The organism is Erwinia amylovora (assembly GCF_017161565.1).
Classification (GTDB): Bacteria; Pseudomonadota; Gammaproteobacteria; order Enterobacterales; family Enterobacteriaceae; genus Erwinia; species Erwinia amylovora.
In genome coordinates this window covers 1,861,874-1,879,652 of the sequence record NZ_CP066796.1, presented here as the reverse complement: position 1 = coordinate 1,879,652, position 17,779 = coordinate 1,861,874, and the positions used below count along the sequence as shown (strand labels likewise).

11 protein-coding genes and 1 pseudogene are annotated in these 17,779 nt (G+C 53.9%); 9 read left to right on the top strand and 3 right to left on the bottom strand.

Annotated features, from left to right (window positions below; translation table 11 throughout):
- The first annotated feature begins 148 nt into the window (after nt 1-148).
- Nucleotides 149-1,522 carry a hypothetical protein gene (locus JGC47_RS17625; protein WP_241097900.1) on the top strand — a complete coding sequence of 458 codons (1,374 nt, stop codon included), beginning with the start codon at nt 149-151 and terminating at the stop codon, nt 1,520-1,522.
- 11 nt (nt 1,523-1,533) lie between these two features.
- Nucleotides 1,534-4,041, top strand: a complete 2,508-nt coding sequence (locus JGC47_RS17620; RefSeq protein ID WP_004162312.1) for a hypothetical protein — start codon at nt 1,534-1,536, stop codon at nt 4,039-4,041.
- Between the two features lie 200 nt (nt 4,042-4,241).
- Here the strand turns inward: JGC47_RS17620 and pepT are convergent, their stop codons facing one another.
- Nucleotides 4,242-5,480, bottom strand: coding sequence for a peptidase T (gene pepT / locus JGC47_RS08710; RefSeq protein WP_004157604.1), 1,239 nt, complete (start codon nt 5,478-5,480; stop codon nt 4,242-4,244).
- A gap of 228 nt (nt 5,481-5,708) precedes the next feature.
- Between pepT and JGC47_RS08705 the strand changes: the two genes are divergently transcribed.
- Nucleotides 5,709-7,307, top strand: coding sequence for an ABC transporter substrate-binding protein (locus JGC47_RS08705; RefSeq protein ID WP_004157592.1), 1,599 nt, complete (start codon nt 5,709-5,711; stop codon nt 7,305-7,307).
- 145 nt (nt 7,308-7,452) lie between these two features.
- On the opposite strand, the gene JGC47_RS08700 is transcribed toward JGC47_RS08705, so the two are convergent.
- The gene (locus tag JGC47_RS08700; protein ID WP_004157591.1) at nt 7,453-9,342 is read right to left on the bottom strand and encodes a sigma-54-dependent Fis family transcriptional regulator; all 1,890 of its coding nucleotides are present in this window, start codon (nt 9,340-9,342) and stop codon (nt 7,453-7,455) included.
- Nucleotides 9,343-9,615: 273 nt separating this feature from the next.
- On the opposite strand from JGC47_RS08700, the gene ssuD reads away from it, so the two are divergent.
- The 6 genes and pseudogenes from ssuD to JGC47_RS08670 all read left to right on the top strand — a co-directional run bounded on the left by ssuD (nt 9,616) and on the right by JGC47_RS08670 (nt 16,313).
- Nucleotides 9,616-10,788 (top strand): FMNH2-dependent alkanesulfonate monooxygenase, encoded by a 1,173-nt coding sequence (gene ssuD / locus JGC47_RS08695; protein WP_004157590.1) that lies wholly within the window; start codon nt 9,616-9,618, stop codon nt 10,786-10,788.
- 10 nt (nt 10,789-10,798) lie between these two features.
- Nucleotides 10,799-11,887, top strand: a complete 1,089-nt coding sequence (gene sfnG / locus JGC47_RS08690) for a dimethylsulfone monooxygenase SfnG (RefSeq protein WP_004157589.1) — start codon at nt 10,799-10,801, stop codon at nt 11,885-11,887.
- Entirely contained in the window at nt 11,880-13,289 is a 1,410-nt protein-coding gene (locus JGC47_RS08685; RefSeq protein WP_004157588.1) for an FAD/NAD(P)-binding protein, read from the top strand. Before sfnG ends, JGC47_RS08685 begins: the two co-directional genes overlap by 8 nt.
- A gap of 84 nt (nt 13,290-13,373) precedes the next feature.
- Nucleotides 13,374-14,765 carry an LLM class flavin-dependent oxidoreductase gene (locus JGC47_RS08680; protein ID WP_004157587.1) on the top strand — a complete coding sequence of 464 codons (1,392 nt, stop codon included), beginning with the start codon at nt 13,374-13,376 and terminating at the stop codon, nt 14,763-14,765.
- Nucleotides 14,750-15,115 (top strand): annotated as a pseudogene (locus JGC47_RS08675) (MFS transporter); the annotation flags it as partial. The gene JGC47_RS08680 and the pseudogene JGC47_RS08675, both read left to right, overlap by 16 nt.
- The gene (locus JGC47_RS08670; RefSeq protein WP_004157584.1) at nt 15,108-16,313 is read left to right on the top strand and encodes an acyl-CoA dehydrogenase family protein; all 1,206 of its coding nucleotides are present in this window, start codon (nt 15,108-15,110) and stop codon (nt 16,311-16,313) included. The pseudogene JGC47_RS08675 and the gene JGC47_RS08670, both read left to right, overlap by 8 nt.
- 81 nt (nt 16,314-16,394) lie before the next feature.
- On the opposite strand, the gene JGC47_RS08665 is transcribed toward JGC47_RS08670, so the two are convergent.
- Nucleotides 16,395-17,579 (bottom strand): sugar transporter, encoded by a 1,185-nt coding sequence (locus tag JGC47_RS08665; RefSeq protein WP_013036035.1) that lies wholly within the window; start codon nt 17,577-17,579, stop codon nt 16,395-16,397.
- Nucleotides 17,580-17,779: the final 200 nt, after the last annotated feature.

Below are 17,779 nucleotides of genomic sequence, written 5' to 3'. Positions count from 1 at the left end.
GCCAGATACCTGAAGGCCAGTATCCACCTCACTGGTCACCAACTCCCAGCCAAATCTACTATTTTTATTTTTTTATTCAATACGCTACATCTTCACTATCATCCCACTCCCTTTTCAAAATGATATTCCCCCATCAACTGAGGTCATTATGGTAAACATAAATGAAGAGGTCTCTGCTCTGGAGACATTTCCACCGGGTGCTGATCTCTCTGCCAATCTGGCACAATTTGCCAAAGACGATAAAAACTGCTCCCTGACCGATATGGTTGAGTCAGCCAGGAGCGAAGTTGAGACATTTTCACCCCGATCTTACCGATGCTTTGTTAAAGAAGTTTCCGTTGGCGTACTGGAAACGTTAGTAAACTGGCACCCCTTGAGCGGTGATGCCGCACACGCAGAAAGCGAAGCCCTGGAGGTCATGTTACAAGGAAAAAAACTTCAGCTTGAAGCAGAAGAAGTCCGTGTATCTCTCAACGTACCCGATTGGCCAAAACCGCCTCCATTCACACTAAAGGGAATAGCCGGACTCGCTCTGGGTGCTGCTGCTGCATTGACCGGCGCGGGTTTTTATTTGAGACAGGTCAACAGAGATGGCCGAAAAGAAGATTTCACGCCAGCCTGGGGTACTTCACAAAAAGCGACTGCTACACCGGGCCCGCGGCTGACAGATTTCCTGCAAGGGCATTTACACCTCAAAAGTATCAGAGAGGGATCAGGGCTGGGCAGGCGTCACATTGCTGAATCACCGCCAGCACAAAACAGTCCGGATAGAGTGAAAATTAAGCCGAAGCGAAAATATCATAAAGTAAGTGGTGCCCTTTCCAGTTCGGCGACCGAACAGCAAACGAATAACTCAACCATTCCCTTCAGTATGACAGCCGCCAGCCATTCTTCGGGCGGGGCTTCGCGGCCCGTAATTAAGCCATTTGATAAAAGGAGATTTTTTATTGCCCCGAATGTTAATAACAACGGCGCAGGCGACAGTTCTCCGCCTACCGCAAAACCCTCAGAAAACACCCATGTTAAAATTGAAAAGCTGTATGACTTCTCATGTATTGATAAGCGCAAAGTCTTATCGTGGGTCGATGTTATCAGGCTGGTTGGTGTAACGCTTGGCTCCCCACTGAAAGCCCTGGCAGAAGAGTCACAGGTTATACATCACCAGAATACCCTGCATCTGGGGTGCCCCCCCGATGAAAACAGTCAATATCTGGCCGATATCGCTGGACAAGTTGACACGGTATTAACTCAGGTTTTGACTATGCTTCCCAGCTCGTCTCCTCTTAGCGTACTTCAGCTGATGATTGCTCCGGCACTTGAGGTGTTCGCTAACCAGCTGGATGGAAAGCAGGTAGATTGGCAGAAAATAACCGACATTAACAAACAGATATTACTTATGTCTCGTCAGACAATACCCACTCTGGCTCCAGATGAATTAATGATGTTATACGATAAAGAAAAAATTCAAACTCAAAAACCAACGTCTGCAGACGCTGAAAAAATAAAAAAAGGTTTAATCTAAAAGACGGGGAGTTGACAGTAAAAGTACAAGACCAGGAGTACCTTTATAAAGAAGACGCATCCGGCATTACATATATTCAAAAAGAAGATGCGGCAAAAATAATTATCTTTGATACCAATACAGCACAGTGGGAGTTTTCGAAAAACATAAATCATCAAGATTTTTATCAGAAATCATTAAAGGTTGATTATGGGGTGCAATTAGAAAAATTGCCGGGGAACGGTGAATTCACTATCAATAATTACGATGTGGTTAATAATGTGTTCATTTTCACCAAAGACAAAGTTTCTTCCAGGTCAATACTGATGGATGGATTTATTATCCCCGTCGAACAATTTAAACCGGAAGGTTGGCAAACTGTCACTGTAACTTCACCGCCGCAGACGGCTGAAATGAGAGTTTTGTTAAAAAAGGGCAATAGCTGGTTTTTCGAAGCCGAGTCAACACTGATAGACGAAAATCTTGATCTGCTTTTAGCGAGTAAGGGCAAAGGGGTAAGTCATCTCAGGGAGAACAAGTTCACTAACATCCAGGATGATGGGTTTAGCTACGACAGATTCAACAGGCCACAAATAAAATATAAGAACAAATACAGTGATGTCAGTCAAGTTACCGATTCGATCTATATGATAAATGATATCCCGGGGAATTTTTTCGTTAGGGAAAATGAACATTTCATCTTGCAAAGCTCCGACGATATCATTAAAGGCCACGAAAGAGAACTTGCTGGTGACGCACTGTTTGACACCAGAAACAGCGTCTATATAGAGAGGGAGGCGCAGGGTTATATTTTGGCACAGGGGAAATTAACGGTCAGTTCACCCAAGGTGATAATTGGTCCGGGAGTTTATTTAGACGCGAAAGGAAGTGTAATATTTTCAACAGGGAACAGTAATTTTGAGGTGGCTTATTATAAAGGCGGTGTTCTTGAAATTAAAAGGGGGTATGATGATGGCGGTAAAAATATCGCGCTGTATTTTGATGATGGCACCTATTACAGGGTAAGGAAGGAAAATTATGTTCCCGCCAAAAAATACAAAAAACTCAGTGGCTGCAAGCATAAGCGCTCACCGGCTGGCTCATCAAAATCTTGCTTACCTGTAATGATGACAGAAAGTTTAAATAAGTTATTAAACAATGAGATTATAAAGGGGAATACCAGTAATAAGACCCTGTTAGACAAGTCCATCGCCAGTAGCCCACTTGACGATTTTCCTAATTTGAAATATTCGGATGGAAATGGAAGGCTTTATTTTCTTCATGAGGGATGTTACTTCAGTGCCAAATGGGTAACTAAAGATGACAAGTTAAACCCCACAGGGAGGCCCGCTATAAAATTGTATGCAAAAGGTAATATTTTTCGCAAGCATAGAGACATTGCGATTATTACCAGTGAAATAAAAGACGGTAAATACGAGGTAAAAACCACTGTTGAATACATCTCGGAAAAACTCAACATAGATGAGCTCATGGCCGAGGATTTTAACCAAAAACGAAGATACAGACGCATTTCGGGCTTAAACTCTCTTGCCAACGCCGTCAGGCAGGTTAATTTATCTGGCAAGTATTACTTCACTAAAACTAAGACGACATTTACTCCGGACATTCCCGACGATACAATGAATACAATTATACGAAAAAAATTCTATCCTGAAAGAGTGGTTAATAATCCTGACAATCGGATAGAGATCCTGGGCGTAAAAGAAGTTTCACCTCTACGACCTTACTATCTGCGCGCTGTCTCTGCTGAAATCATGCAACATATTGAATATATCAGAGAAGAGTTATTGCCGGTGGTATTGATCGGGCTGAATAGTTTATCTGAAAATTACAGGGTCTATTTTGGAAAATTATTTAAAACTGATGATGCTAATTTTCTCATCAACTTCTCCGCCCGGCTGTCCAGTCGATTCAATAAGATAAGTAGCAATCTGAATATGAGTAATATATATTTGTGCGCACTCCATCATCAGGCGGCCAGAAGGGCTTCAGGGCATAAACCTGGCGAAGAATACAGTTACCAGCAAATTCTAACCGCTGATGAAAGACAGCAGGGAACCTTTGCCACCACGCTAACCGACAGCAGCAAACGAATTTTCATTAATACCGATAAGCTATATTATATTTCCCCTGATGCTCATGGCAACACGCTGAGCGAAGAAACATCTACAGATGTTGTCACTATGCTAATTCATGAAGGCTCTCACATTGGCCTTATGGCAACTGATATTGTCTATTTCCCCAGGGATGAGGGCATTATCGCTCCAATCCTTGATTGTATCGACCATATGAAGAAAGCCATCAGAAACAACAGGGTAGTAAACAGGGATGACTTCAAGCGCATTAATAATGAATATTTTGGCGGTATATCAGTTTATAAAGAGGTAAAGAATGATATTATGCAAAGAGATGATCTTGTTTATATCATTGAAAAAGATCCGGCTTATCTGGCTCATTTATTGTTGAATAATGCAGATGGTCTGGCTATTTTAGCCAGAGACCTTTACGAAATATCTTAAAAATCATAAAATCCGTAATCTTTAATCTATCTGCCCGGTTGTGATGTAACTTTCTTATGCAGTCGATTCGCGCTAACTTTCGCAGCAATGTCGGATAAACCTGTTTAACCCACCCAATGACATATCCACCAGGGTAACTTTCAAACTAATATCTGTCATAGCCTGCTGGCAAGCAGGCTTAATAGCTATTACTGACAGGGTTAGCGATCCTGTGCCGCCAACAAACAGATCTTCTCTGCCAGCTGATAGGATTTTACAAAGGAGGGGACAGGCAGGAACTCAAATTTTGAATGGAAATTATGCGCCCCGGTAAAGAAGTTCGGCGTTAATAACCCTTTGGCTGACAGAGCTGCGCCATCGGTGCCACCGCGCATCGCAATGACTTTGGGTTGAATGTCCAGCTGCGCCATTGCATTGAAGATAAGATCGATTGCCCGCCGATCGTCACCGATGGCGTTACTGATATTGCTATAGGTATCGCTGATATTCACCTCAACCTTAGCCGTGGGATGTGCCAGCCTGATTTTCTCGGCCACCTCGATAATTTGCTGTTTGCGCCGGGCAAATGCGCTCAGGTCGAAGTCACGGATGCCGGCTTTGAGATGAGCTACGCTGGTATTAGCGTGCAGATCGTAAAACCAGATATATCCTTCACGCCCGGCAGTATGCTCCGGCGTTTGCTGGCGATCAAAATGACTTATAAAATCACAGGCCATCAGCAGGGGATTTACCAGTACGCCTTTGCCCGACATCGGGTGAGCAGTTACCCCGGTCAGCGTAATATCGGCAGCCGCTGCGTTGAAGTTTTCATAAACCACTTCGCCCAGCTCGCAGCAATCAATGGTATAGGCAAAATCAACATTGAACCGCCTGCTAAGATCCAGCGCCTTAGCGCCGCGCAGGCCGATCTCTTCATCCGGTACAAACGCCAGCACAATGTCGCCGTGTTCATCTTTATCAGACAGGTTTTCCATCAGCGTCATTACCACCGCCACTGCCGCTTTGTTATCCGCTCCCAGCACGCTGGTTCCGTCGCTAAAGATAATATCCTGGCCGTGATAGGCGTCTATTTCCGGGTGCTCCGCGCGGCGCAGCCAGATATCCTCTGCGGCATTCAGGCACAGATCCTCGCCTTTAAAATGCAGGGTTTGCGGATGAATATGCGGCGAAAGGCCGACATCCACGGTATCAATATGGCTAATGAATCCGATACGCGGCGCGCCGGGACGATTGCCTTTTTTCACTGCGGTGACGGTAGCGAACTCATCAATCACCACGTCCTTCATACCCAGGTTTTGCAACTCATCCGCCAGCAGTTGTGCCATTTGATGTTGTTCAGGGGTGCTGGGCAACACCTTTGAAGCGGCATTGCTCTGGCTGCTCACCGCCAGATAGCGGTAGAAACGTTGGGTTAGCTGGCGGGCCAGGGATTCATTCATAACAGTTCCTTATTTTCTCAGACTAAAGGAGTCTTGTAATGTTGCAAAATGTGCTATTTATTAGCCACTTTCCTTTACAGGCTAACCGTGCGCTGACCATCTCATGCTGGTTTATGCTGCCGGGCAGGCTGCCGAAAGCCACCTGAAGGGTGTCTCAACGGGCGGGGAGCTAACAGCTTTTGATGTTTTACGTAAAGACTTCATATGTCAATAAAAGAGAGGATGGAAATGAAGAAAACCCTGCTGCAGATGGTGCTGGCGGCACTGACGTTGAGTATAGCCAGCGGTGCGCTGGCGAAAACGCTGGTGTATTGCTCGGAAGGTTCGCCAGAAAACTTTAACCCGCAGTTATTTACTTCCGGCATCAGCATAGATGCCAGCGCGGTGCCGTTATACAACCGTCTGGTTGAATTTGTGCCCGGCACAACCCAGCTGGTGCCCAGCCTGGCGGAGCGCTGGGACATCAGCCCGGACGGTAAGATCTATACATTCCATCTGCGCAGCGGCGTGAAGTTTCACAGCAACAAACATTTCCAGCCTACGCGTGATTTCAACGCTGACGACGTCATCTTCTCTTTTATGCGTCAGAAGGATCCCGCCAATCCTTACCACAATGTCTCAAACGGTACTTACGCCAATTTCAACAGCCTTGAATTTGGTAGCCTGCTGCAAAAAATTGAAAAGGTGGATGATCTCACCGTGCGTTTTACCCTGGCACGTGCGGAAGCGCCATTTCTAGCCGATCTCAGTTGGTATTTCGCCTCTGTCCAGTCGGCGGAATACGCCGATGCGATGCTCAAAGCCGGCACGCCTGAAATGGTGGACCATGAGCCGATTGGCACCGGTCCTTTTGAAATGATGCAATATCAGAAAGACTCGCGGATCATGTTCCGCGCTTTCCCGCAATACTGGCGGGGCAAAGCAAAGCTGGATCGGCTGGTTTACAGCATCACGCCGGATGCTTCAGTACGCTCCGCCAGGCTTGAGAAAAATGAATGCCAGGTCATACCGTTCCCCAATCCGACCGATCTGTCACGGCTGCGGGCTAACCCCAATGTGAAGGTGATGGAAAAAGCCGGCCTGAATACCGGTTATCTGGCGTTTAATACCAAAAAAGCGCCGCTGGACAACGTTAAGGTCCGCCAGGCGTTAAGCATGGCAATCAACAAGCAGGCGATCATTGATGCAGTGTTCCTGGGAACCGGGACCATCGCGAAAAACCTGCTCCCGCCCGGAGTCTGGAGCGCGAATAATGAATTAAAGGATTATGACTATGCGCCGCAGCAGGCGAAAGCGCTGCTCAGGGAGGCAGGCATCGCGCCGGGAACCACTATCGATCTGTGGGCAATGCCGGTGCAACGTCCGTACAATCCGAACGCACGCCGCATGGCTGAAATGATCCAGGCTGACTGGGCGAAAATTGGCATAAAGGCCAATATCGTCAGCTATGAGTGGGGTGAGTATCTGTCCCGTATTCATAAAGGTGAACACGATGCGGCGCTAATGGGCTGGACTACCGCCACCGGTGACCCGGATAACTTCTTCAGTCCGCTATTTGGCTGCACGGCGGCGAACGGCGGCGGCAATGCGTCTAAATGGTGCTATCCCCCGTTTGAACAGCTGATCCGCAAGGCGCGCAGCGAGCAGGATCGTCAGCAGCGCACCATTTATTACCGCGAAGCGCAGCAAGTCATGCACGATCAGGCACCGGCAGTGATGATTGCTCACTCAACCATCTTTGAACCGGTACGGAAAGAAGTCACCGGCTACGAGGTCGACCCCTTTGGTAAACATATCTTCTATCAGGTAGATCTCAAACAGCCGTAACCTTGCGGCCCGTCAAAGGGCCGCCAGTCCTTCGTCTTCCGCCGGAAATGCCCGCGAATTGATCCTGCCGTATCGTGCGCATAAACGTTGCTGCTGTGTTGCTGCCGCCCCGGATATCGATGCCCTGATGTTATTGGCCATCTGGCTAATCACACCACACGGCTTCACGCACGTTGACGGCGCGTGGCAGCAGTCCTAGCGCAAAGAAACGGTCAGCAATCGCCTGCTGCTGGCGAATAATCGTCAAATCCATGCGCCGGGTATGATGACAGCGCCGCAGTAGCGCATTTGACAGGGCCTGAGGGGGCAGCCCAAGTTCGGCTGAAAGCTGACGTGCTGCCTCGTTGCGATGGCTGTCAATATATTGTCCGGCCTGCTGCAGCTCGCTAAGCACGGTCGACAGCAGATCGCCGGAATGTGCGGCAAATTCGCGATGTGCCAGATAAAACTGGTGGTTGTCCACCCGTCCGCATCCGTCGGCAATGGTCCGCAGCTGGCCATGATATTCGGCGGCGCTAAGTAGCGGATCCCACATCATCCACGCATCAACCGCATGGCGATCGCTCGGCGTCAGCGGGTACTTTGGTGCAGCGTACAGTATGCGGACGTCGTCCGGCGTCATGCCGACCTCGTCCAGCATCTGTACTAACAGATAGTGCACATTGGAACCTTTATTCACGGCGATACGCTTGCCGTGGAGATCGGCAATCGTGCGGATCGGGCTGTCATTGGTAACCATCAGCGCCACGCTCTGCGGGGCAGCAGGTTCCCAGGCCACGTAGCGTAGCGGACTGTTACCAGCCTGGGCGAACAGCGGCGGGACTTCGCCGGTGGTGCCAAAATCTATTTCACCGTTACCCAGCGCATGAAGCAGCTGTGGCCCGGTGGAAAATTCGCTCCACAGCACGCTAACCCCCTGACTGATAAACGCCACCTCAAGGCTTTGCCGCGCCTTGAGTATGGCGAGATTGCCAAATTTCTGGTAACCGATACGCAATTCGCGCTCCGCAGTTCGCGGCGGGGCGTTGATGCTGTGCAACCGTTTGGCGCAGCCGGAACGTCTTTTAATCAGTCCCAGATGACCAAGATGCGTACGCAGCGTATGGCGGCTGATGCCGAGCAGAGCGGCCGCCTGTAGCTGATTACCGCCGCTGATTTCAAAGGCGTTGCGCACCAGCGCGGAGAGCACCCGCTGATACAGCCTGTCGCCGTCGCCCAGAAGCTGTTGCTGGATAAACGCGTCCAGCGCAGGGTCACTGGCCGGTAGCGGCTGTGGTTCAGGCGGATTGAGCCGGAGCTGCTGCGGGCTTATCAGCGTCTCTTTGCTCAGCAGCACGGCGTTATGCAGGGTGTTTTCCAGTTCGCGCACGTTTCCCGGCCACGGGTACTCTGTCAGCGTTGTGAGGCTTTCCGCGCTCAGGCGCAGCTGCGGCCGACCCAGGCAACGGGCATACATCGTCAGGAAATGGTCGGCCAGCAGCGGGATGTCTTCACGCCGCTGCCGCAGCGGGGGCAGATTAACGGCCGCCACGTTCAGGCGATAAAACAGGTCCTGACGAAAGCGGCGTTCACGGATAGCCTGCACCAGATCGACATGGGTAGCGGCAACCACCCGCACGTTCACCTTCACCGGACGATGCGAGCCAACGCGGGTGACTTCCCGCTCCTGTAGCACGCGCAGCAGTTTCACCTGCAGCGGCAGACTGAGTTCGCCAATCTCATCCAGCAGCAGGGTGCCCCCTTCTGCTGCTTCAAACCAGCCCTGATGCCGCTCAGCCGCGCCGGTAAAAGCGCCTTTTTCATGACCAAACAGTTCAGACTCGGCCAGGCTTTCGCTTAGCGCACCGCAGTTGACGGCCACGAAAGGCCCGGACTGGCGCGGGCTGTGATGGTGCAGGTAGCGGGCCACCACCTCTTTACCGGTTCCGGTTTCTCCGACGATCAGCACGGTGGCTTCGGTAGGAGCAAGGCGGTCCAGCACGCTCTGAAACGCGACGGAGGCGGGATCGACCAGTTGCGGACCTTGATGCTGCATCATTCACTCCGGTGGTTGCACAGAACAGCAGAGTATCTTGTCGCCAGCGAGGCGGCGAGGGGGTAAACGACATCAGTGCTGCAAATGCGGCAATCACTGCTGGCTTGTTGTTGCATTTGCCACACTGCGGTGCCCGGCATATTAAAGTTAACCCAATGATAATAAACATAATATTTTTAATTCGTACCTGGCACAATTTCTGCTTAATTCTTTATAACCAAACAATTAATTTTGTTCTGATAAATTCAGATATCGTTATATAGGAAGCGGATAATGAGTGAGTTACCCCAGGGCAATATCAAGGTTTTCTGGTTTCTCCCGACCCACGGCGACGGGCGCTATCTGGGCACGACACAAGGCGGGCGCGCCGTCGACCTGCCTTATTTACAGCAGGTGGCGCTGGCCGCCGACAACCTTGGCTATTACGGCGTGCTGATCCCGACCGGCAAAAGCTGCGAAGACGCCTGGCTGGTAGCATCAGCTCTGGCGCCGCTTACCAAACGGCTGCGTTATCTGGTGGCGGTGCGGCCCGGCCTGCAACCGCCAAGCCTGGCAGCGCGGATGGCAGCCACCCTTGACCGGCTGTCAGAAGGCCGGCTGCTGATCAACGTGGTCACCGGCGGTGATCCGGTAGAGAATAAAGGGGACGGTATCTTCCTCAACCACGCCGAGCGCTACCAGGTGACGCAGGAATTTCTTGAGGTCTATTCGCGCCTGCTGAAAGGTGAAAAAGTGGATTTCCACGGCAGGCATATCCGCGTTGAGGGCGCTGAAATCCTGTTCCCTCCGGTGCAGGAAAATGGCCCGCCGCTCTATTTTGGCGGGTCATCACCGGAAGCAACCGACGTTGCGGCAAATCAGATCGATACCTGGCTGACCTGGGGAGAACCGCCGGATCGGGTAGCGGAGAAAATCGCCCTGGTGCGCCAGCGTGCGCAACAGCAGGGCCGCCGGCTTAACTACGGCATTCGCCTGCATGTGATCGTGCGTGAAACCGAAGAAGAAGCCTGGGCCGCCGCCGACCGGCTGATCGCCCACCTTGACGATGAAACCATAGCCGCCGCGCAGAAGATTTTTTCCCGTATGGACTCTACGGGGCAGGCGCGGATGAGCGCACTCCACGGCGGATCGCGTGACAATCTGCGCATCGCACCCAATCTGTGGGCGGGGGTGGGCCTGGTGCGCGGCGGGGCCGGTACTGCGCTGGTTGGCAACCCGCAACAGGTAGCCGGGCGTATCCGCGAGTATCAGGCGCTGGGCATTGATAACTTTATTTTTTCCGGCTATCCACATCTTGAAGAAGCTCACCGCTTTGCCGATCTGGTGATGCCGCTGCTGCCGCTGGCGTTACATGGCGATAAGCGTCAGCGCACGGTAAATACCGGCCCGTTCGGTGAGACCATCGGCGGCGACCGCCGTCCTGAAAAAACCAGCAGCACCCGCTAAGGAACCCGATATGAGCCAACAACCGATGCAATTTGCCTACTGGGTACCCAACGTTTCCGGCGGGCTGGTGATCAGCCAGATCCCCCAGCGCACCGGCTGGGATGCTGAATACAACCGCAGGCTGGCGCAGATCGCGGAAAAAGCCGGGTTTGACTATGCGCTGACGCAAATCCGCTTTACCGCAGGATATGGTGCCGATAATCAGCATGAATCAGTCAGTTTCTCTCAGGCTTTGCTGGGCGCAACTGAAAAGCTCAAGGTGATTGCCGCGCTGCTGCCCGGCCCGTGGAATCCCACGCTGGCGGCGAAACAGATCGCCACCATCAGCCATCTGTCCAATGCCCGTATCGCGGTCAATATCGTCAGCGGCTGGTTCCGCGGTGAATTTAAGGCGATTGGCGAGCCGTGGCTCGATCACGAAGAGCGCTATCTGCGCTCTGAGGAGTTTATCCGCTGCCTGAAGGGCATCTGGCAGCAGGAGCATTTCAATTTTGCCGGGGATTTCTATCGCTACCGTAACTACGCGCTGAAGCCCAAACCGCTCGACCCGCAGCCAGAGATATTCCAGGGGGGCAGCTCGCGTGCGGCACGCGACATGGCGGCACGGGTTTCAGACTGGTATCTCACTAACGGCAACACGCCGGAGGCCATTCGTCAGCAGGTGGACGATATCCGGCACAAAGCGGCAGCTAACCTGCATCGGGTGAGAATTGGCGTCAACGGCTTTGCGATCGCCCGCGACAGCGAAAAAGACGCTCAACAGGTACTACAGGACATTATCCGGCATGCCAACCCGGATGCGGTGAAAGGCTTTCAGCACGAGGTACAGAACGCCGGTAACGCTTCGCCGGAAGGCGAGGGCAACTGGGCTGAATCGACTTATGAGGATCTGGTGCAATACAACGACGGTTTCAAAACCAACCTGATCGGCACACCGCAGCAGATCGCCGAACGCATCATGGCGCTGAAGGATGCCGGGGTAGATCTGATGCTGCTGGGCTTCCTGCATTGCCAGGAGGAAGTCGGGTACTTCGGGCGCGAGGTGATCCCGCTGGTGAGGGAGCTGGAGCAGCAACGGCGAGAGGTGAAGTATGGCTGAACGTCATGTGGTGATTGTTGGCGGCGGCTTCACCGGCACCGCGCTGGCTATTCATTTGGCGAGACTCGGCAAAGCGGGGCTTTCGGTGACCATTGTGGAACCGCGGCCGCAGCTGGCGCGCGGGGTAGCCTACGCCACGCAAGATCCGGCGCACCGCGTTAACGTGCCCGCTGACCGTATGCAGCTGTCGGCCGCACAGCGGGGCGATTTCGATCGCTGGTATCGCGCCTCTGCCGCGTTTCGTGATGATGCGGCAGCACGCTGGCCGGATGGCAAGGTTTATCCGCAGCGCGAGCAGTTCGGCCGCTATGTCGCCGAACAGTTTTCCTGGTTACAGCAACATTCTGCAGTGAAACTGCGCCACGTCTGCGACCGGGCGATAACGCTGGAGCAGGGAACAATCCTCACCGCCCGGGGCAGCAGGTTGCCCGCTGATGAAGTGGTGCTGGCAATCAGCCACCCGCCGCCAACTCTGCCGCGTGCGCTGGTGCAAACCCTGCAAGGCCATGCCGGGTTAATCGCCGATCCGTGGCGCCCGGCTGCACTGGCAAGTATCGGCCGTGACGAGCGGGTGGCGATAATGGGCAGCGGCCTGACCATGTGCGATGTGGTGGCTACGTTACACCGTAACGGTCATCGTGCACGGATAACCGCCTTTTCCCGTCGTGGCCTGCTGCCGCGCCCCAATCTGAGTGGCCAGTTTGCCGCCCTGGCCCTTGACTATCAGCAGCCGCAGCAGGCGACCGCGCTCGGCTGGCTAAGGCGTACCCGTCGTGAAGTGGCGCACGCAGCGGCACACCAGCTGCCGTGGCAGCTGGTGCTGGACGATATTCGCCTGAACGCTCAGCACATCTGGCAGCAGCTGTCGTTGCACGAACAGGGACGCTTTCTGCGCCATCTGCGCCCGTGGTGGGATGTGCATCGCTACCGCAGCGCGCCGCAAGTTAACGCCGTGCTGGAGCGATTGACCCGCAGCGGGCAGTTCCGGCTGCAGGCAGCGCGCTTGTTCAAAGCTCAGGCAGCGGGTGCGCAGATTGATTTAGTGCTGCAGTCGCGTAACGGCGCGGAACAGGCGTTGCGCGTTGACCGGCTGGTTGTCACCACCGGCCCGGCACATGGCGAGCTGTTGCAGAGTGATGCCCTGTTACACCAGCTACAGACGTCAGGCGTGGCGCAGGCCGATCCGCTGGGGCTGGGTATTCTGGTCAACGCCCGTTCGCAAACGGTCAACCGTCACGGTGACGCCAATCCGCACCTTTATGTGGCCGGCCCGGCGGCACGCGGCCGCTTTGGTGAGCTGATGGGGCTGCCGCAGGTGGCGGAACACGCGGAAAGCGTTGCCCGACAACTGCTGGAGCTTGAAACCGCGCAGCTTGTGCCGCGCTGTCGATGCACCGCTTAATTTTCTGAGCGTTTAACCCACCCTCTGTTCCTTGTTACCTGCAACGGGCGGGCTGCATCCGGCCGTTATCCACTGGAGAATGCGATGTCTGCACAACGAGAAATTCGTCTGAACGCCTTTGATATGAACTGTGTTGGTCACCAGTCTCCGGGGCTGTGGGCGCATCCGCGCGATCGTTCATGGCAGTATAAAGACCTGAGCTACTGGACCGATCTGGCCCGTCTGCTGGAGCGCGGCAAATTTGACGGGTTGTTTATTGCCGATGTGCTGGGCGTTTACGACGTGCTGAATGGTAATAACCATGCCGCTATTCGCAACGGCACCCAGGTGCCGGTCAACGACCCGCTGGCGCTGATCACCCCGATGGCGCTGGTTACCGAGCATCTTGGCTTTGGTCTGACCGCTTCATTGTCGTTTGAACATCCTTACCCGTTTGCCCGGCGCATCTCCACGCTCGACCATCTGACCAAAGGGCGCATTGGCTGGAACATCGTCACCTCATACCTGGAAAGCGGGGCGCGTAATATCGGCCAGCAGGCGCAAACCGATCATGATGCACGCTACGACTATGCCGATGAATATCTACAGGTGGTGTACAAATTGCTGGAAGGCAGCTGGGAAGAGGGGGCCGTTTTGCGCGATCGCCAGCGCCGACTGTTCAGCGACCCGAGCAAAATTCATCCAATAAACCATCAGGGGACCTTCTTCCAGGTTCCCGGCATTCACCTGTGTGAACCCTCGCCGCAGCGTACCCCGGTGCTGTATCAGGCTGGCGCTTCCAGCCGGGGTAAACGGTTCGCTGCCGAACATGCCGAATGCGTATTCGTTGCCGCGCCATCAAAAGTGTTGCTGAAAAAAACCGTGGCTGATATTCGCCGTCGCGCCGCAGAAACCGGTCGCGATCCGCGCAGCATCCTGATTTTCAATCTGCAAACGGCCATCGTTGGCGCGATGGACCAGGAGGCGCAGGCCAAATGGCTGGATTATAAAAGCTACGTGAGCTATGAAGGGGCGCTGGCGCTGATTTCAGGCTGGACCGGGATTGACTTTGGCCAGTATCAACCGGACCAGGTGCTGAAGCACCTGCATACCAACGCCATCCAGTCGGCGGTGGAAACCTTCTCTACCGCCGATCCTGACCGGCAATGGACGGTACAGGCGCTGGCCGACTGGGTGGGAATTGGCGGCTTTGGCCCGCTGCTGGTCGGCAGCGCGCAAACCGTGGCAGACGAGCTACAAAGCTGGGTAGAAGAGACCGACGTCGATGGATTTAACCTTGCTTATGCACTGACCCACGAAACTTTCAGCGACGTGGTGGAACACCTGATCCCGGAACTGCAAAAACGCGGCGTTTATAAACAGGCGTATCAGCCCGGCACGCTGCGCGAGAAGCTCTTTAATCAGGGCGCACGCCTGGCTGCGCCACATCCTGCTGCGGGATATCGTCGTACAACGGCTGACTTTCGCTGGCGTTAATCGATCATCCGCTGGCGCCAGGCGGCGTGATACTGGCGATTCTGCTGCCGGGACTGTGGCTGTTTGCGGAGGGTTTCGGCCCCGGCGCCCAAATGATGGTTTACCCGGCGCTGCCCTGTCCCACCCATATCTGCGCTACCGGCGTGGGCTTTGGGCGTTCGCTGTCCGGCGTCGGCAGCGCGCTGGCGTTGTTTATCCTGCCGGTTTTGCAGGCCGCCTTTGGCAGCAACATGTTCTGGATTGTCTCTCTGGCCGCCATTATCCCGATTATCTTCCTGCTGGCGATCCGCGTCGAACCGACCAGACAGGATATTGATTACAACACTGAAGAGGAAGCATCTGATGTCTGAACCGACCCCCGATATTGCCCCATTGAACGCGCGCTTTCGCCCGATTTTTGCGCGTATCGCCGCCGGTACCATTGAACGAGAATTAACGCGCACGCTGCCGCTGGAACCTTTACGCTGGCTGAAAGAAGGCGGATTTGGCGCGCTGCGCATACCGCAGCGTGACGGCGGCTTTGGTGCCACGCTGCCGCAGCTGTTCCAGTTGCTAACCGAACTGGCTGAAGCGGATCCTAACCTGCCACAGGCGCTGCGCGCCCATTTCGCTTTTGTCGAAGACAGGCTTAACCAGCCTGACAGCGAGGAGCGACAGCGCTGGTTCCGCCGCTTTGTCGATGGCCAGCTGGTTGGCAGCGGCTGGAGCGAGACAGGTCAGCTTAAGCTGGGGGAAGTGCTCACTAAAGTGAACCCGGCTGCCAACGGCTGGACGTTGTCTGGCGAGAAATTCTACAGCACCGGTACGCTGTATGTCGACTGGATCGACGTGTATGCCCGGCGGAGCGACAACGGGCGTGATGTGATTGCGCTGGTCAGTACGCAGCAGGACGGCGTGGAGCGAGAAGATGACTGGGATGGTTTCGGCCAGCGTCTGAGCGGCAGCGGTACCACGCGCTTCCGACAGGCCCTTGTTGAGCAAGGGCACGTTTATGACTTCAGCCAGCGCTTTCGTTATCAAACCGCCTTCTATCAACAGGTTTTAGTGTCAACGCTGGCGGGCACGGGCCGCGCCATAAGACGTGATGCCGCAGCGGGCGTCGCTGGCCGCCAGCGGATATACAGCCACGGTAACGCCAGACGGGTAAGAAACGATGTACAGGTGTTACAGGTGGTGGGGCAGATTTCCAGCTGGGTGTATGCGGTGGAGGCGACGGTGCAGCGGGCTGCCCATGCACTGCAACAGGCTTACGAGCTGCATGGCAGCGCAGACGACCGATTGATTCAGCAGGCCAATATCCACGCAGAACTCGAATCAGCCCAGGCTCAGATAATTGCCAGCGAGCTGATCCCGCGCGCCGCCAACGAACTGTTCAACGCGCTGGGCGCTTCAGATACGCGCGTCAGCAAAGCGCTGGACAGACACTGGCGTAACGCGCGTACCCTTGCGTCACACAATCCGGTGATTTACAAAATCCGTAATGTTGGAGACTGGGAGGTCAACGGCAAGGAACCGACATTTATCTGGCAAATTGGTAACGGGGAATAGGGGAACGCACAGCGAAAAAGCAAAAAGCTGACCCGGGCCAGGATCCCATCAGGCCCGGGTTTTTACTTAACGCTAAGAATACTATCCGTTCAGGCGCAGCTGCGGGTGGCGCTTCATACTCCAGGCGCACCACAGCAGAGACAGCACGCCAATCGCGCCGCCAACATAACCAACGCTGGCCATATTCAGGTGCAGACTCACCTGACCACCGAGCAGCGCTCCGGCGCCAATACCGATGTTATAAATACCAGACAGCAACGACATTGCCACGTCGGTGGCATCCGGGGCCAGTGCCAGCACGCGCACCTGTACCGCCAGCCCCATTACCATCACCGCCATGCCCCAGACAATGCAGAGTGTGGAAACTGCAATCGTATGGGTTGCGGCGACATAGAGAGACATCATCGACAGGGTAATCAAGGCGATGGCTCCGATCAAAAACGTGGCCGGGAATTTATTGCCATAAATGCTGAACAGCACGCTGCCGACAATTCCCGCCGCGCCGAAAATTAACAGCAGGAAAGTGGTGAAGCCCCCACTCAGTCCCGCAACGCTCTGAATAAACGGTTCAATATAGCTATAGGCGGTGTAATGCGCGGTGACGGTAACGGCAATCAGCAGATACAGCGCCACCAGCGCCGGTCGGCGAAACAGCATCGGCACGCTTTTCAACGAACCGGTATGTTCGCTTGGCAGCTTCGGCAGCAGTTTCAGCAACAGCAACAGGGTGACCAGCGCGACCGCGCCAATCACGGCGAAAGTCATTCGCCAGCCGAGCAGTTGGCCAATCATCCGCCCGATTGGCAAGCCGAGCACCATCGCCAGCGCCGTGCCGGTAGCCATCATACTCAATGCCTGAGTCTTTTTACCCTGAGGCGCAACGCGGATGGCAAGAGACGCGGTGATCGACCAGAAAATGGCGTGCGATAACGCAATGCCAATTCGCGAAACCAGCAGGGTAGTGAAATCCCACGCCACGGACGATAGCGCATGACTGGCGACAAACAGCACAAATATGATCGCCAGCAGCAAACGACGCTCTACGTTACGCGTCAACAGCATCATCGGTAGCGACATCAGCGCCACCACCCAGGCGTAAATAGTCAGCATCAACCCGACCTGTGCCGTCTGCATGGAGAAACTGCTGCCAATGTCCGACAACAGCCCCACTGGCACAAACTCAGTGGTGTTGAAAATAAAGGCGGCAATAGCGAGCATCAGCACGCGTAGCCATGCGGTCTTACGAGAAACGGGAATTGTTTGCATGAAAAATGAGCGCTGTGTTAAGGGAATGTTACCCAAAGAGCAGGGTATGAGCATCGATCCGGGATATTCTCTTTTATTTATTGGCGAGATGAAATAAAAAAATAAACAATTTTGTAAATCAGAATATAAATACCAACCGCGTTATTCAGGCAGCCTGTTACCGTGACAAACCGGCTTTTGTGTACTACTCACCGTGTTTG

Coding starts and splice junctions, on each gene's coding strand:
- ssuD (WP_004157590.1), top strand. CDS start 9,616: ATGAGTGAGTTACCCCAGGGCAATATCAAGGTTTTCTGGTTTCTCCCG.
- sfnG (WP_004157589.1), top strand. CDS start 10,799: ATGAGCCAACAACCGATGCAATTTGCCTACTGGGTACCCAACGTTTCC.
- JGC47_RS08705 (WP_004157592.1), top strand. CDS start 5,709: ATGAAGAAAACCCTGCTGCAGATGGTGCTGGCGGCACTGACGTTGAGT.
- pepT (WP_004157604.1), bottom strand. CDS start 5,480: ATGAATGAATCCCTGGCCCGCCAGCTAACCCAACGTTTCTACCGCTAT.
- JGC47_RS08670 (WP_004157584.1), top strand. CDS start 15,108: ATGTCTGAACCGACCCCCGATATTGCCCCATTGAACGCGCGCTTTCGC.
- JGC47_RS08685 (WP_004157588.1), top strand. CDS start 11,880: ATGGCTGAACGTCATGTGGTGATTGTTGGCGGCGGCTTCACCGGCACC.
- JGC47_RS08700 (WP_004157591.1), bottom strand. CDS start 9,342: ATGCAGCATCAAGGTCCGCAACTGGTCGATCCCGCCTCCGTCGCGTTT.
- JGC47_RS08665 (WP_013036035.1), bottom strand. CDS start 17,579: ATGCAAACAATTCCCGTTTCTCGTAAGACCGCATGGCTACGCGTGCTG.
- JGC47_RS08680 (WP_004157587.1), top strand. CDS start 13,374: ATGTCTGCACAACGAGAAATTCGTCTGAACGCCTTTGATATGAACTGT.
- JGC47_RS17625 (WP_241097900.1), top strand. CDS start 149: ATGGTAAACATAAATGAAGAGGTCTCTGCTCTGGAGACATTTCCACCG.